This is a genomic window from Pseudomonas sp. ANT_J28 (assembly GCF_008370005.1).
Lineage (GTDB): Bacteria > Pseudomonadota > Gammaproteobacteria > Pseudomonadales > Pseudomonadaceae > Aquipseudomonas > Aquipseudomonas frigoris.
The window spans coordinates 41787-58365 of the sequence record NZ_VOBM01000013.1; the positions used below are offsets into that span (position 1 = coordinate 41787).

11 protein-coding genes are annotated in these 16579 nt (G+C 60.5%); 5 read left to right on the top strand and 6 right to left on the bottom strand.

The genetic code is table 11. The features are described 5' to 3' along the window. Positions 1–190 precede the first annotated feature (190 nt). From FQ187_RS11340 to acnA, 3 genes are all read right to left on the bottom strand, one after another. Positions 191–1756, bottom strand: a complete 1566-nt coding sequence (locus FQ187_RS11340) for a PAS domain-containing methyl-accepting chemotaxis protein (RefSeq protein WP_149629528.1) — start codon at positions 1754–1756, stop codon at positions 191–193. A 103-nt stretch (positions 1757–1859) separates the two neighbouring features. Next, positions 1860–2651, bottom strand: coding sequence for a CPBP family intramembrane glutamic endopeptidase (locus tag FQ187_RS11345; RefSeq protein ID WP_149629529.1), 792 nt, complete (start codon positions 2649–2651; stop codon positions 1860–1862). A 162-nt stretch (positions 2652–2813) separates the two neighbouring features. After that, complete coding sequence (gene acnA, locus FQ187_RS11350) at positions 2814–5555, bottom strand: aconitate hydratase AcnA (protein ID WP_149629530.1); 2742 nt, start codon at positions 5553–5555, stop codon at positions 2814–2816. Between the two features lie 222 nt (positions 5556–5777). On the opposite strand from acnA, the gene rlmM reads away from it, so the two are divergent. Then, positions 5778–6851 carry a 23S rRNA (cytidine(2498)-2'-O)-methyltransferase RlmM gene (rlmM, locus tag FQ187_RS11355; protein ID WP_033055643.1) on the top strand — a complete coding sequence of 358 codons (1074 nt, stop codon included), beginning with the start codon at positions 5778–5780 and terminating at the stop codon, positions 6849–6851. Between the two features lie 177 nt (positions 6852–7028). Next, on the top strand, positions 7029–7280 hold the full coding sequence (gene tusA / locus FQ187_RS11365; protein WP_149629531.1) for a sulfurtransferase TusA: 252 nt from the start codon (positions 7029–7031) through the stop codon (positions 7278–7280). On the opposite strand, the gene FQ187_RS11370 is transcribed toward tusA, so the two are convergent. Next, the gene (locus FQ187_RS11370; protein WP_149629532.1) at positions 7277–8686 is read right to left on the bottom strand and encodes an MATE family efflux transporter; all 1410 of its coding nucleotides are present in this window, start codon (positions 8684–8686) and stop codon (positions 7277–7279) included. The genes tusA and FQ187_RS11370 overlap by 4 nt on opposite strands. A gap of 175 nt (positions 8687–8861) precedes the next feature. Here FQ187_RS11370 and pdxB point away from each other — a divergent pair, with 175 nt between their 5' ends. Then, positions 8862–10004: a 4-phosphoerythronate dehydrogenase PdxB gene (gene pdxB, locus FQ187_RS11375; protein WP_149629533.1), complete on the top strand. Its 1143-nt coding sequence runs from the start codon at positions 8862–8864 to the stop codon at positions 10002–10004. 85 nt (positions 10005–10089) lie between these two features. On the opposite strand, the gene FQ187_RS11380 is transcribed toward pdxB, so the two are convergent. Then, positions 10090–10269: a PA1571 family protein gene (locus FQ187_RS11380; RefSeq protein WP_033061931.1), complete on the bottom strand. Its 180-nt coding sequence runs from the start codon at positions 10267–10269 to the stop codon at positions 10090–10092. Positions 10270–10529: 260 nt separating this feature from the next. Between FQ187_RS11380 and FQ187_RS11385 the strand changes: the two genes are divergently transcribed. Beyond that, positions 10530–12323 carry an ABC transporter transmembrane domain-containing protein gene (locus FQ187_RS11385; protein ID WP_178122707.1) on the top strand — a complete coding sequence of 598 codons (1794 nt, stop codon included), beginning with the start codon at positions 10530–10532 and terminating at the stop codon, positions 12321–12323. Positions 12324–12402: 79 nt separating this feature from the next. Here FQ187_RS11385 and FQ187_RS11390 read toward each other — a convergent pair whose 3' ends face one another. Then, positions 12403–14331 carry a transglycosylase SLT domain-containing protein gene (locus FQ187_RS11390; protein WP_149629534.1) on the bottom strand — a complete coding sequence of 643 codons (1929 nt, stop codon included), beginning with the start codon at positions 14329–14331 and terminating at the stop codon, positions 12403–12405. 213 nt (positions 14332–14544) lie between these two features. On the opposite strand from FQ187_RS11390, the gene FQ187_RS11395 reads away from it, so the two are divergent. Next, on the top strand, positions 14545–16464 hold the full coding sequence (locus tag FQ187_RS11395) for an ATP-binding cassette domain-containing protein (RefSeq protein WP_149629535.1): 1920 nt from the start codon (positions 14545–14547) through the stop codon (positions 16462–16464). Positions 16465–16579: the final 115 nt, after the last annotated feature.

Genomic DNA, 16579 nt, shown 5'->3' on the forward strand with positions numbered 1-16579 from the left:
ACAGGGCCTCTTCGCGGGCAAGCCCGCTCCCACAGTGATTGGTGGTGTTGCTCGATAATTGTGGTCAACACTAAACCCCGTGAGAGCGGGCTTGCCCGCGAAGAGGCCCTTCCAGGCGCCATCATTTTCAGGTTGGCAATAAAAAACCCGGAAGTATCGCCTCCCGGGTTTTTGTTTTTTAAAGCAGCAGTCAGCGGTTAAACCGCTCCACCAACGAATACTGGGTATTCGCAGTCTTTGTCAGCTCTTCACTCAACAACGCCGAGTGTTGCGCCTGTTCCGACGTCTGGTCAGCCAGGTGCGAGATGTTGCTGATGTTGCGGCTGATTTCTTCGGCGACAGCGCTTTGCTCTTCGGTCGCCGCAGCGATCTGGGTGGTCATGTCGGTGATGTTGGCCACCGCTTCGCTGATCCCCACCAGAGCCCGGTCCGCTTCCAAAACCCGCGCCACACCTTCTTCAGCCTGGCGATGTCCAGCCTCCATGGTTTGCACCGCCGTGCTGGCAGTTTGCTGGAGCTTGGCAATCAAAGCGTGGATCTGCCCGGTGGATTCGCTGGTGCGTTGCGCCAGTTGCCGCACTTCGTCCGCCACGACCGCGAAACCGCGACCCATTTCACCGGCGCGCGCCGCTTCGATAGCCGCGTTCAACGCCAGCAGGTTGGTTTGGTCGGCGATGCCTTTGATCACATCGACCACGCCGCCGATTTCGTCGCTGTCCTTGGCCAGTTGGGTCACGGTCAGGCCGGTTTCACCGACCACCACCGACAGGCGCTGGATGGCTTCGCGGGTTTCCCCGGCGATGTCGCGGCCGCGACCGGTCAGGCGATTGGCTTCCTGAGTCGCATCGGCCGTGCGCTGCACGTGGCTGGCGACTTCCTGCGTGGTGGCGGCCATCTGATTGACGGCGGTGGCCACTTGCTCGGTTTCGACACGTTGGCGTTCCAGGCCGTTGGAGCTGTTATGCGCCAGGGTGTCGGACTGTTTCGCTTGGTCGCTCAGGTGCTCGGCGGTGTCCTGCAGACGGGTCAGGCAGGTTTTCATGCGGGCTTCCTGGCTGAGGATCGACATCTCCAGACGCGCCTGGGCACCGCGACTGTCGGTGTACATCTGCGCGATCAGCGGGTCGGAGGTGGTCTGCCCGGCCAGGTGCAGCAGACGCTTGAGGCCGCGCTGTTGCCAGCTCAACCCCAACAGGCCCAATGGCACCGACAGGCCGGCGGCCAACGCAAACCCCCATTGGGAATTGAGCGACGCACCGATCATGAAGCTCAGCTGGCTGACGAGAATGAACGGCAGCCAGTCCTGCAGCACCGGCAGCCATTTGTCCGTTGAAGGAATCGCCGACTTGCCCTGGTTGATGCGTTGGTAGAGCGCTTCGGCACGGCGGATCTGCTCGGCGGTGGGTTTGACCCGCACCGATTCGTAACCGACCACCTGATTGCCTTCGAAAACCGGCGTGACATAGGCGTTAACCCAGTAGTGATCACCGGTCTTGCAGCGATTCTTGACAATGCCCATCCATGGCAAGCCTTGTTTCAGTGTGCCCCACATGTGCGCGAATACCGCGGCCGGGACGTCAGGGTGACGGACCAGGTTATGCGGCGCACGGATCAGTTCCTCACGAGAATACCCACTGATCTCGACGAAGGCGTCGTTGCAATAGGTGATCACGCCCTTGGCATCGGTGGTGGAAATCAACCGTTGCTGAGCCGGGAAGGTCCGTTCGCGTTGTGTATTAGGCTGGTTGTTACGCATGGCTTTTTCAATCCGCAAGGCTTTGACGGGTTGTCGGCACCGTCAGCCATTTATTGAGATTATTTTTCAGTAATCAGTGGCGCGTCGCAAAACGACCCTTGCGTCAGCCGGCAAGCATCGGATAAGTGAACAGGCCGAAATGCAGCAGGTTCAGGCCGAAATGGGTGGCGATGGCCGCACCCAAGCCACCAAAACGGTAGGCCAGACCATAGCCGACACCCGCCAGACTCGCCAGCAACACCCATTGCCAGCCTGCGCCCACATGCACCAGGCCGAACAGCAGCGAGGCGAGGAGCAGGGCAAGGTTTTCACCGTAGGGCAGTTCTTTGAAGTGCCGGGTCAGACCGCCCTGGATGTAGCCGCGAAATAGCGCTTCCTCGATCAGGGTCACCAGCAGCAGATTGTTAACCAGCCACAGCCAGGCTTGATCCGGCCACTTCGGTGCCCAGCTGATCACGCCCAGCAACAGCGCGCCACCCAAGGCCAGCACGGCACTCAACGTCAGCCCCAGCGCGGTGGCATGGATGGAAAGGCGCAGCGAATGCCGGCCGACAATCCATGGGCAAGCCAGCAATAGCCAGAACCCGATCAGGGGTTTGTCCTGATTCAGGTACATGAAAAACGGCACGGCATCGTCGGTGAATCGCTGAGGGGCAATACCACGACCATTGTAGAAACCGGGAAGCCAGTGCATCGCCAGTGCCAGGACCAGGACAATGAACAACCCGTGACCGAGGTAGCGGCCGGCGTGAACCTTTTGCTGGCGCACGGCGAAACCGGCGACCAGCAGCAGCGCGACGGATATCCCGGCCAGCCAGCCGAGGTGACCGTAGGTCAGTGCCAAACCATAGCCGAGGGAGAGCAGGGCCAGGTAGTTCCATGGCAGAGCAAGCATTGAAAGTCCTTGTGTCCGGAGTGTTGCGGGTTGACTCGCTCCCACAGTGGTTTTGTGTGGGGCACATACTTTTGAACAATGCCAAATAGGCGCGTGATTATAAGGACACTCGGGACTCAAACGAAAACACCGCCCGAAGGCGGTGCTTGTGTCAGCGGCCGGTTACGACGCAATCAACTGTCGCAACACGTAATGCAAAATGCCCCCCGATTTGAAGTACTCCACCTCATTAAGGGTATCGATCCGGCACAACACCTCGACTTTCTCGTGGCTGCCGTCTTCACGGGTGATCACTAGCGTCAAGTTCATCCGCGGCGTCAGCTCGACGCCGGTCAAACCCAGAATATCCAGTGTCTCCTTACCGGTCAGGTTCAGGCTCTTGCGGTTCTGATCCAGCTTGAACTGCAATGGCAACACGCCCATGCCCACCAGATTGGAACGGTGAATCCGTTCGAAACTTTCCGCAATGACCGCTTTGACCCCCAGCAGATTGGTGCCCTTGGCCGCCCAGTCACGACTCGATCCGGTGCCATATTCTTGCCCGGCAATCACCACCAGCGGCGTGCCCGAGGCTTGATAACGCATCGCCGCATCGTAAATCGGCATCCTCTCCCCGGTGGGAATGTAAATCGTATTGCCGCCTTCTTCGCCGCCGAGCATCTCGTTACGAATGCGGATGTTGGCAAAGGTGCCGCGCATCATCACTTGGTGGTTGCCGCGACGGGAGCCGTAGGAGTTGAAGTCCCGTGGTTCCACGCCTTTCTCGCGCAAGTAATGGCCTGCGGGGCTGTCGGCCTTGATGTTGCCGGCCGGGGAGATGTGGTCGGTGGTTACCGAATCGCCGAGCAATGCGAGGACTCTGGCACCGGCGACGTCCTTGACCACCGGCGGTGGCCCACCGATGTCATCGAAGAACGGTGGATGCTGGATGTAAGTCGAATCGTCCTGCCAGACATACGTCGCCGCTTGCGGCACTTCAATCGCCTGCCATTGCTCGTCGCCGGCAAACACTTCGGCGTATTCCTTGTGGAACATCGCGGTGTTGACCTGGTTCACCGCGTCGGTGATCTCTTTGGTGCTTGGCCAGATGTCCCGTAGATACACCAGATTGCCCTCTTTGTCGGTACCCAAAGGCTCGCTGCTGATGTCGATGCGCACCGTACCGGCCAACGCATAAGCGACGACCAGCGGCGGGGAGGCCAGCCAGTTGGTTTTCACCAGCGGATGCACGCGACCTTCGAAGTTGCGGTTGCCTGACAGCACCGAGGCGACGGTCAGGTCGGCGGCCTGAATGGCTTTTTCGATCGGCTCCGCCAATGGCCCGGAGTTGCCGATACACGTGGTGCAGCCGTAGCCGACCAGGGCAAAACCCAGTTCATCAAGGTATTGAGTCAGGCCGGCAGCCTTGTAGTAGTCGGTGACCACTTTCGAGCCTGGGGCCAGCGAACTCTTGACCCACGGTTTGCGCTTGAGGCCTTTCTCCACGGCTTTCTTCGCCACCAGGCCGGCGGCCATCATCACGCTCGGGTTGGAGGTGTTGGTGCAGGAGGTAATCGCCGCGATCACCACCGCGCCGTTTTTCAATCGATAAATCTGACCGTCGTATTCGTAGTCGGCTTCACCAGCCAGATCGGCATTGCCCACCGCGACGCCACCGCCGCCTTCACTTTCGAGACGACCGACTTCCTTGCTGGTGGGTTTGAATTGCAGGTCGACGAAGTCACTGAACGCTTGCGCGACGTTCGGCAGCGATACCCGGTCCTGAGGGCGTTTTGGCCCTGCAAGGCTGGCTTCGACGCTACCCATGTCCAGCGCCAGGCTGTCGGTGAACGCCGGTTCCTGGCCCGGCAGGCGCCACAGGCCCTGGGCTTTGCTGTACGCCTCGACCAGTTTCACGGTCTCGCTGGGGCGGCCGGATAAACGCAGGTAGTCCAGGGTGATATCGTCCACCGGGAAGAAGCCGCAGGTGGCGCCGTACTCCGGGGCCATGTTGGCGATGGTCGCGCGGTCGGCCAGTGGCAGGTCGGCGAGGCCGTCGCCGTAGAACTCGACGAATTTGCCGACCACGCCTTTCTTGCGCAGCATCTGGGTGACGGTGAGCACCAGGTCGGTGGCGGTGATGCCTTCCTTGAGCTTGCCGGTGAGTTTGAAGCCGATCACTTCCGGGATCAGCATCGACACCGGTTGGCCAAGCATCGCCGCTTCCGCTTCGATCCCGCCGACGCCCCAGCCGAGCACGCCGAGGCCGTTGATCATGGTGGTGTGGGAGTCGGTGCCGACCAGGGTGTCCGGGAAGGCATACGTGCGCCCGTCCTCGTCCTTGGTCCAGACCGTGCGGCCCAGGTATTCGAGATTGACCTGGTGGCAGATGCCGGTGCCCGGCGGTACCACGCTGAAATTGTCGAAGGCGCTTTGACCCCAGCGCAGGAACGCATAACGTTCACCGTTGCGCTGCATTTCGATGTCGACGTTCTGTTCGAAGGCGCTGGCGCTGGCGAATTTGTCGACCATCACCGAGTGGTCGATCACCAGATCCACGGGGGAGAGCGGATTGATTCGCTGCGGGTCGCCGCCAGCCTTCGCCATCGCGGCACGCATGGCGGCCAGGTCGACCACGGCGGGAACGCCGGTAAAGTCCTGCATTAATACCCGCGCGGGACGGTACTGAATTTCACGGTCGGAGCGACGTTCCTTGAGCCAGGCGGCAATCGCCCTGAGATCGGCGCCGGTGACGGTTTTTTCATCTTCCCAGCGCAGCAGGTTTTCCAGCAGCACTTTCAACGACATTGGCAGCTTGTCCAGGTCGCCCAAGCTCTTGGCAGCGTCGGGCAGACTGAAATAGTGGTAGGTCTTGTCGTCGACTTGCAGGGTTTTAAGGGTGTTCAGGCTATCGAGGGACGGCATTGAAATGACTCCTTTGAGTCCGCACGGCTACGGACTGAGGGAACGAACAGAGGTTTAAACCTAGTCCTGTTTGGTGCTTAAGGCTAATTACTGGACTCTATGGCCAAGTCCAAGGTTCCGAACTCGGCTATCATGCGCCCGTTTTCGTGACAGGCTTTGCTTCAACGCAAGTCTGGGCATCGCGCAGTGGTTGAATTTCTCGCCATCTGCCCAGGAGTAAGAATGAACACCCTCTTTATGCATTGCCGGCCGGGCTTCGAAAGCGAAGTCTGTTCCGAGATTTCCGAACATGCCGCGCGGCTGAACGTGGCCGGTTATGCCAAGGCCAAGACCGCCAGCGCCTGCGCCGAATTCATCTGCACCGAAGAAGACGGCGCCGAGCGTCTGATGCGTGGCCAGCGTTTCGCCGATCTGATCTTCCCGCGCCAGTGGGCTCGCGGGATCTTCATCGATCTGCCGGAAACCGACCGCATCAGCGTGATCCTCGCGCACATGGCGGACTTCCCGCTGTGCGGCAGCCTGTGGCTGGAAATGGTCGACACCAACGATGGCAAGGAACTGTCGAACTTCTGCAAGAAGTTCGAAGGCCACCTGCGCAAGGCGCTGATGGCCGCTGGCAAACTGGTTGAAGATGCCCACAAACCGCGCCTGCTGCTGACCTTCAAAAGTGGCCGCGAAGTGTTCATGGGGCTGGCCGAGTCGAATAACTCGGCGATGTGGCCGATGGGCATTCCGCGGCTTAAGTTCCCACGAGAGGCGCCGAGCCGTTCGACCCTGAAGCTGGAAGAAGCCTGGCACCACTTCATCCCGCGCGATCAGTGGGATGAGCGTCTGCACAGCGACATGACCGGCGTCGACCTCGGCGCCGCACCCGGCGGCTGGACCTGGCAACTGGTCAACCGCGGCATGCTGGTGACGGCGATCGACAACGGCCCGATGGCCGAAAGCCTGATGGACACCGGTCTGGTGCAACACTTGATGGCCGACGGTTTCACCTTCAAGCCCAAGCAACCGGTGGACTGGATGGTCTGCGACATCGTCGAGAAACCGGCGCGCAACGCCGCAATGCTGGAAGAATGGATTGGCGAGGGGCATTGCCGCGAAGCGGTGGTCAACCTCAAGCTGCCGATGAAACAGCGTTACGCCGAAGTGAAGCGCTTGCTGGAACGCATTGCCGACGGGTTCAAGGAACGCGGCATTCGGGTCGAGATCGGCTGCAAGCAGCTGTACCACGACCGTGAAGAAGTGACGTGCCACCTGCGCCGGATCGACGTGAAGAAACCCAAGTCCCGCTGATTTACGCGGACCAATGTGGGAGCGGGCTTGCTCGCGAATACGGTGGGTCAGTCGACATCAATGTTGAATGTCAGCCCGTCTTCGCGAGCAAGCCCGCTCCCACAGGTCCGGTGTACGACACAGATGACCGAACACCCGGCAATGCGCGACAATGCCGGCAAGTTTCAGGAGTGAATCATGAGTGAAATGATTGATAGGCCGGTAGACGGCACCCTCGACGCCACCGGCCTCAACTGCCCGGAACCGGTGATGATGCTGCACCAGCACATCCGTGATCTGGTGCCCGGCGGCCTGCTGAAGGTGATCGCCACAGACCCGTCGACCCGTCGCGATATTCCCAAGTTCTGTGTGTTTCTCGACCACGAACTGGTGGCGCAGCACGAAGAGGCAGGCACCTACCTCTACTGGATCCGCAAGAAACTCGTTTAACCCGCCGAATGGCTGATGCGAATCCGCTTGCGTGCACTGCGCGTCAGGCGGATCGACAGCATCAGTGCCGCGCAACTCAAGCCCACGATCAAACCCTGCCACAGCCCGCTCGGGCCGCTCGGCGCGCCGAACCAATCGGTCAGGCCCAGTGCGTAACCCACCGGCAAACCAATCCCCCAGTAAGCGAACAGCGTCAGGATCATCGTCACCCGAGTGTCCTGATAGCCGCGCAACGCGCCGGCTGCGGTGACCTGGATCGCATCGGAAAACTGGAACAGCGCCGAATACACAATCAGCATCGCCGCGACCTGAATCACCGTAGGATCAGCCGTGTAGATGGTTGCGATGTGTTCACGCAGCAACAGCATCATGCTCGCGGAAACGCACGCATAGGCCAGCGCCGTGCCCATGCCGACACCGGCGGCGAAGCGGGCCTCGCGCGGCTCCTGACGGCCGAGTGCCTGGCCGACGCGTACGGTGACGGCCATGCCCAGGGAGTAGGGGATCATGAATACCAGCGAGCTGAAGTTCAACGCGATCTGATGCCCGGCCACTACGGTGGCGCCGAGGCTGCCGATCAGCAGCGCAATCACCGCGAAGATGCTCGACTCGGCGAACACCGCGATGCCGATTGGCAGGCCGATGCCCAGCAGGCGTTTGATCACCGACCACTGCGGCCAGTCGAAACGGCTGAACAACTCACTCGACTGATACGCCGGCGCCCAGCGCTCCCACCCGGCCATGCCCAGCGCCATCACCCACATCACGATCGCCGTGGCCCAGCCGCAACCGACACCGCCCATGGCCGGCACACCGAAGTGGCCATAGATGAAGACGTAGTTCAGCGGAATGTTCAGCGCCAGCCCGCACAGACCCAACACCATGGCCGGACGCGTACGCCCCAGGCCGTCACTGAAGCAGCGCAGCACATGGTAGAACGCAACGGCGGGCAAACCGCTGGCGATGCCATGCAGGTATTGCATGCACGGGCCGATCAGTTCGGGATCGACCTTCATGAAGTGCAGAATCGGTTCGGCGCTGAACAACATGCCGGTCGCCATCAAGCCCACCACCAAGGCCAGCCACAGTGCCTGGCGCACGATCGGGCCAATCTCGCTGTGGGTGCCGGCGCCGAAACGCTGGGCGACTTTCGGAGTAGTAGCCAGCAGCGTGCCGGTCATCAACAGAAACACCGGCACCCAGATCGAGTTGCCCAGCGCCACCGCCGCCAGATCCCTTGGCCCGACGCGGCCGGCCATCACCGCATCGACGAAGCCCATGGCAGTGGTCGCCAGTTGCGCGATCATGATCGGCAAGGCCAGGCCGAGCAGGTTTTTCAGCTCCAGGCGAACCCGGGCCGGACGGGTGAGGGAAATAGCGGCGGGGCGGTCAGTCACGGAATTCAAGGGCGAAACGTCCAAAGATGTTGATGCGCAAGGCGGCGCATTCTACGCCCTGACGCAGTGGTCAGGAAAAGTCCTGTGTTGTGGATTTGTAATCGGATTTTGAATGTTTCTGCATCCCCAGTGGCCCATCCCCTCCATCTCCGCCTACACTGCCGATCCGCCAAAGGAGCCTGCCATGCTGATTGTTGCCGACGAAAATATCCCGCTGCTCGATGCCTTCTTCGAAGGTTTCGGTGAAATCCGCCGGGTGCCGGGACGTTCCATTGACCGCGCCACCGTCGAACAGGCTGATGTGCTGCTGGTGCGCTCGGTGACCAACGTTAACCGCGCGTTGCTCGAAGGCAGCAAGGTACGCTTTGTCGGCACCTGCACCATCGGCACGGATCACCTGGATCTGGATTACTTTCAGCGGGCCGGCATCACCTGGTCCAGCGCACCCGGCTGCAACGCCCGGGGCGTGGTCGACTATGTGCTCGGCAGTCTGCTGACCCTGGCCGAAATCGAAGGCGCCGACCTGACTCAACGCACCTACGGCATCGTCGGTGCCGGTGAAGTGGGCGGCCGGTTGGTCAAGGTTCTGCAAGGTCTGGGCTGGAATGTGCTGGTCTGCGATCCGCCAAGACAAGCCGCTGAAGGTGGCGATTACGTCAGCCTCGAACAGATCATCGAGCAGTGCGATGTCATCAGTCTGCACACGCCGTTGAAGAAACACGGCGCCCAGTTGACCTGGCATCTGCTCGATAAAAACCGTTTGAGCCAGCTCAAACCCGGCACCTGGCTGATCAACGCCAGTCGTGGCCCGGTGGTGGACAATGCCGCGCTGCGCCAGGTGCTGCTGCAACGCGAAGACCTGCAAGCAGTGCTGGATGTCTGGGAAGGTGAGCCTGAGGTCGATGTGGCACTGGCCGAACTCTGTGTGCTGGCGACGCCGCACATTGCCGGTTACAGCCTCGACGGCAGACAGCGTGGGACAGCGCAGATTTATCAGGCCTATTGCGATTTTCTCGGGCAAGCGGCCCGGATCAGCTTGAGCGATTTGCTGCCCGCACCCTGGTTGTCGCAAGTGACCTTGAACGCTGGCAGCGATCCGGCCTGGTCGCTGGCCATGTTGTGCCGTGGCGTGTACGACCCGCGCCGTGATGATGCGGATTTCCGTCGCAGCCTTGTAGGCAATGTGAATGAGCAGCGTGCAGCGTTCGATGCACTGCGCAAACATTATCCGTTGCGGCGTGAGATTGATGGGTTGCAGGTGCGGATCGAGGGGGATTCGCCTGAGTTGCAGAAGATCGTTGTGGCGTTGGGGGCTTCGGCTGTCTGAACCCCGATTGAGTGCGCAGCACCCTCAAAAGGCAGCCATAAAAAACCCGGCCATCAGAGGCCGGGTCAAGAAGACGGTGGCTATATCACTTTTGTTCGGCAGGCTTGACCAATCGCTTTTCCAGTTCGCGGCAAGCGTCCTGGATCATGCCTTCAGTGATCGGTACTTCGCGCCCATCCTTATCGATAATCGAGCAACCCAGAGACTGGTCTGGCTGTGTGCGGATCACTTCAATCTTGTCTTCGCTGCTGTTTTGCAAGGACATGGCCTGTCTCCTCATCAGGTTGTGTGCTTACTATAGAACCGCCAGGTGACCGGGCTGTGACAACTCCCTGCGATCTTTCCAGGGCGGCAACATCAGTCGATCAGAAATACGGCTGCGTTGCCACCCGGACTTTAGACCAATACCGTCTAGGGCCTAGGCTTTGCGGTCATATTTAACCTGACTCATTATGATTTACAGCGTTCAAGCCCATCGACCGGTGTAGGCTTGATCGCGTCAAACCCTACTGGTTGCGCCATCGAATGATCTCCATCCTCTCTTCCCGTCAACGGCGCGCCATGCGCCTGGCCCTGCGTTTCATCGCGCCTTATCGCTGGCCGGCCGTCGGTGCCTTGCTCGCATTGATTGTCACGGCGGGCATCACCTTGTCCATGGGGCAGGGGATTCGCCTGCTGGTGGATCAGGGTTTCATGACCCAGTCGCCGCATTTGCTCAACCAGTCCATCGGCTTGTTTATGTTGCTGGTGGTCGGGCTGGCGATTGGCACCTTCGCGCGTTTTTACCTGGTCTCATGGATCGGCGAACGCGTTGTCGCGGACATCCGCCGTCGGGTGTTCAACCATCTGATCTACCTGCACCCAGGATTCTACGAAGACAACCGCAGCTCCGAGATCCAGTCGCGGTTGACCGCTGACACCACGCTGCTGCAATCGGTGATCGGCTCTTCGCTGTCGCTGTTTTTGCGCAATCTATTGATGGTGATCGGCGGGATCGTACTGTTGTTTATCACCAATCCCAAGCTCACGAGCATCGTGGTGGTCGCGTTGCCGTTGGTGATCGCGCCGATCCTGATCTTCGGCCGTCGGGTGCGTAGCCTGTCACGCCTGAGCCAGGACCGGATTGCCGATATCGGCAGCTATGTTTCCGAAACCCTGGGCCAGATCAAAACCGTGCAGGCCTACAACCATCAGGTCCAGGACGAGCAGCGCTTTGCCGCCACGGTGGAGGAGGCCTTCAACACCGCTCGCAAGCGGATCTTCCAGCGAGCCTGGCTGATTACCCTGGTGATCGTACTGGTGCTTGGCGCCGTCGGGGTGATGCTCTGGGTTGGCGGAATGGATGTCATCGCCGGGCGGATTTCCGCGGGCGAGCTGGCGGCGTTTGTGTTTTACAGCCTGATCGTCGGCAGCGCATTCGGCACGTTGAGCGAAGTGATTGGCGAACTGCAGCGTGCCGCCGGCGCCGCCGAGCGGATTGCCGAGTTGCTGCGCTCAGAAAACATTATCCAGTCACCGACTACTGGCCTGGTGACCTTGCCTGAACGGGTGAAGGGTGACCTGGTGCTGCAAGACGTGCGCTTTTCCTACCCGTCGCGTCCCGAAAGCTATGCGGTCGATGGTTTGAATCTGACGATCAATGCCGGTGAAACCCTCGCGTTGGTCGGGCCCTCTGGTGCCGGTAAGTCGACCGTGTATGACTTGCTGCTGCGCTTTTACGACCCGGCCGAAGGACGCATCTTGCTCGATGGCGTGCCGCTGACTCAACTCGATCCGTTGGACCTGCGCCGCTGCTTCGCCCTGGTCTCGCAATCCCCGGCGCTGTTCTTTGGCAGTATCGAAGAGAACATCCGCTACGGCAATCCGACAGCAACCCTTGCTCAGGTCCAGGAAGCGGCGAAAATCGCTTACGCCCACGACTTCATCGAACAAATGCCCAACGGCTACCAGACCCACCTTGGTGACGGAGGCCTCGGTTTGTCCGGTGGCCAACGCCAACGCCTGGCCATCGCCCGCGCATTGCTGGTGGACGCGCCGATTCTGCTACTGGACGAAGCCACCAGCGCCCTTGACGCCCAGAGCGAACACCTGATCCAGCAAGCCCTGCCGAGCCTGATGAAAAACCGCACCACGCTGGTCATCGCCCACCGGCTGGCGACGGTGAAAAACGCTGACCGGATCGCGGTGATGGATCAGGGGAAACTGGTAGCGGTGGGCACGCATCAGGAATTGATTGCGAGCAACGCGTTGTATGCGCGGTTGGCAGCGTTGCAGTTCAGTGATGGGCACCATGCCCCAACCGACCAAGTAACCGACTAAGTAACCGATCAAGTAGAGCACCATAAAAAATACCCGCATCAATCGATGCGGGCATTTTTGTCAGTGCTTCAAAGCAGGCTCATTGATCGTCAAAGTAGCGCTCATGCCAATCCACCAGCGGTTGCGGTGAGTTGAGCTTCTGGCCATAGATCACCGAGTACGACAGCACGTTTTGCACGTACTGGCGGGTTTCGTCGAACGGGATGCTTTCCACCCAGACGTCGAAGCTCAGGTGGTCCGCCCCGCGCAGCCACTGACGCACGCGACCCGGGCCGGCGTTATAGGCGGCAGAGGCGAGGACGCGGTTGCCGTTGAACTGGCTGTGGACCTGGCTCAGGTAAGCGGCACCGAGCTGGATGTTTTTGTCCGGATCGAGCACTTGCTGCGGCGAGGCCAGTGGAATGCTGAACTTGCGCGCAGTTTCCTTGGCGGTGCCGGGCATCAGTTGCATCAGGCCGCTGGCGCCGACGCCGGAACGGGCGTCGTCCATGAAAGCACTTTCCTGGCGGGTGATAGCGAATACCCAGCTCGAATGCAGGCCACGAACCTTGGCTTCACGCACCAGGGTTTCGCGGTGGGCCATCGGGAAGCGGATGTCCAGGTCGTCCCAGTACTGCGCCTGACTGATGGTGCGGATCGCCGGGAAATACCATTTCAGGTCGTAGGCCAGTTTCGCCTGGGCGACCATTTCGTCGCGGCTGAAGTGGCGGCTGACGTGGTACCACTCGCGGCGACCATCGACGATCTGTCCGCGAGCGTGAAACTCAAGCGCCCGACGCACGCCTGGGGTATTGCGGACCTTGTTGATCAGCGCCTGGCTCAATACCAAGGGTTTGTTGACCAGCGAATAAGGTGATTGCGAACGATCAGCGGCGAGGAAGCCATAGAAATCTCGCTCTCGAGCCAGGTTCTTGTAGAGCGCTTGCGCTTCCGGGTTCTGCGGCTGCGCCAGTTCCAGGCTGCGGGCCTGCCAGTAGCGCCAGCGGTTGGTGGTCGCCAGATCCTGCGGCAAGCGGCGAGTCAGCTGATAGGCGTCGTCCCAGCGGGCCAGGCGCAGCAGCAAACGCAGGCGCCATTCGGACACGGTGTTGTCACGCAGCTCCGGGTCGTACTTGGTCATCATGTCCAGCGCGCGAGGGTCGAAACGCTTGGCGAGGGTCAAGCCGATTTCACGGGCGATGGCCACTTTTTCATCACGGGAGAAGTGCATGCTGCTGGCATAACCGTCGAGCAGGTCCATGGCCTTGTCCGGATCCTGGCTTGCCAGGCGTCGCAGGCCAAGGCTGACCACGTCGGACATCGGTTCATCGGCGGGGGTGAAGCGCGACGGTTGGTTGAGCAGTTCGGGTTTCTGCGCCACATCAATCAGCAAACGACCACGAGGGGCGAGGGTGGTCAGGCCGTTTACCAGGCTGTTGGCCAGCGGATAGTTGCGCGCCTGGGCGGCTAGTTTGGTGCGCTCCCAGCGTTTTTGCTCGGTCAACTGGCCTTCGGCAGCCCATTGCCCGAACAGCGCATCGCACGCGGCGGGTTGGGATTTGCCGGTCAGCCAGAGTTTATTGGCGTTGGCGTAACCTTCGGCTTTCTGGTTATTCCCGATCTGATACTGCGCGTTCAGGCAGTCCAGTTCGGTGAAATTGAGCTTGGGGTCGTAGTACTTGACGAAGGTCGCCCAGTCGCCGCGTTCGGCCAGCCAACGCAACCAGCGCAACTTCATCCAGTTGGCCTGGGGCAGGTCACCGTGCTCGGCGAGGAATTTCTCGATTTCGGCATTGCTCGCGGTCTTAAGACGAGCGGTCAGTTCGTCATACGCCAGGTACGGCTCCAGCGGGTAATCGCTGAGGGCCTGGCTGTAACGGAAATAAGGACCGGTATCCCCCTTGGCGAGGGCACGCTTGGCTTCATCGTAATACTGGCGCTGGGTGGACAGGTCCACCGCCTGGGCGGTTTGAACGGCAGTGGCAGAAAGAAGAAAGCAGGATAAAAGACTGAAAAGGCGACTGCGCATGAGACGTCCGGGCAGAGAAATCATGACAAGCGCGGGCAATGCCCGCGCTGAATTGTCTGTAGCTTAGCCTTTTGCCAGCAGCGGGCGAAAGCTTTGCCGGCCTGTCAGCATCAGTTCGCAACATTTGTCATGCAGAGTGTCGCGAAGGTGAAATTGCCGGCCTTCTGAAGCCTCAAGTCAGGTAGAATGCGCGCCCGGTTTTTGGAGAAGCTCATGACCCTGCTCAAATTCAGCGATGTGTCCCTTGCTTTCGGCGCTATGCCGTTGTTGGACAAGGTGTCCTGGCAGATCGCCCGTGGTGAGCGGGTGTGCATCATCGGCCGCAATGGCACTGGCAAGTCCAGCATGATGAAGCTCGTCAAGGGCGACCAGAAGCCTGATGAAGGCTCCGTTTGGCGCGCACCTGGGCTCAAGATTGGCGAATTGCCGCAAGAATTGCCGGTAGCCGACGAGCGGACCGTGTTCGACGTGGTGGCCGAAGGTCTGGACGGTGTCGGCGAGCTGCTCGCGCAGTATCACCACCTGAGCCAGAACATCGTCACCGACGCCGACCTGGACAAACTGATGCACGTCCAGCACGACCTCGAAGCCCGTGACGGCTGGCGTTTGCAGCAATTGGTCGACAGCACGTTGAGCCGTCTGCAGTTGCCGGCCGACAAGACCCTCGCCGAGTTGTCCGGCGGCTGGCGTCGTCGCGTCCTGCTGGCTCAGGCTCTGGTTTCCGAACCCGATCTGCTGCTGCTCGACGAACCGACCAACCACCTGGACATCGGTGCAATTGCCTGGCTCGAAGAAGCGCTGAAGGATTTCCAGGGCGCTGTGCTGTTCATCACGCACGACCGTTCATTCCTGCAGAACCTCGCGACCCGCATTCTCGAACTGGATCGCGGTGGCCTTATCGACTGGAACGGCGACTACGCCAGCTTCCTCGTGCACAAAGAGGCCTCGCTGGCCGCTGAAGACACCGCCAACGCGCTGTTCGACAAAAAACTGGCCCAGGAAGAAGTCTGGATCCGCCAGGGCATCAAGGCTCGCCGCACCCGTAACGAAGGCCGCGTCCGCGCCCTCAAAGCCCTGCGCAACGAGCGTAGCGAGCGTCGTGAGCGCACCGGCAAGGCCAACATCCAACTGGATACCGCTGACAAGTCCGGCAAGCAGGTCATGGTTCTCGAGAACGTGAGCTTCGCTCACCCAGGCGGCCCGTTCCTGATCAAGGACTTCTCGATGGTCCTGCAGCGCGGCGACCGAATTGGTCTGCTGGGCGCCAATGGTACTGGTAAAACCACACTGCTGAAGCTGATGCTCAGCGGTCTGCAGCCAACCAGCGGCACAGTCGAAGAGGGGACGCGCATCGACGTGGCCTACTTCGACCAGTTGCGCCATCAGCTGGACCTGGAAAAGACTGTAATCGACAACGTCGCAGAAGGTCGCGACTTCATCGATATCGATGGTCAGAGCCGCCACGTGCTGAGCTACCTCGGCGACTTCCTGTTCAGCCCGCAGCGTGCCCGCACGCCGGTGAAGGCGCTGTCAGGTGGTGAACGTGCGCGTCTGTTGTTGGCGAAACTGTTCAGCAAGCCGGCGAACCTGCTGGTCCTCGATGAACCGACCAACGACCTCGACGTCGAAACCCTCGAGTTGCTGGAAGAGGTCTTGCTGACCTTCAACGGCACCGTGCTGATGGTCAGCCACGACCGGGCATTCCTCGACAACGTGGTCACCAGCACCCTGGTCTTCGAAGGTGAAGGCAAGGTTCGCGAATACGTCGGTGGTTATCAGGACTGGCTGCGTCAGGGCGGCTCGCCGCGCCTGTTGGGCGTGACCGAGAGCAAGTCCGGCAAAGCCGACCTGACCTCCGCTGTCGTGACGGCCGAAGCTGCGCCAGTCGCTTCTGTAGTCGAAGCGCCGGTGGCGAAGAAGAAGCTCAGCTACAAGTTGCAGCGTGAGCTGGAAATGTTGCCGGGTCAGATCGAAGCCATGGAGAAGCAGATCGTTACCGTTGAGGCGCAAATGGCCGATGCCGGTTTCTATCAGCGTCCTGCTGCCGAGACCGCTGCGGTGATCGCTCAGTTGGAGCAGTTGCAGGCTGAGCTCGACGTAATGGTCGAGCGCTGGGCCGAGCTGGATGCCTGATTGATCCTGCTATAAAAAAGCCCGGCGTTCAGTGATGAGCGCCGGGCTTTTGGTATGGGATGCGATCTACAGAGCTGGCGTAAATCCAATGTGGGAGCGGGCTTGCTCGCGAAAG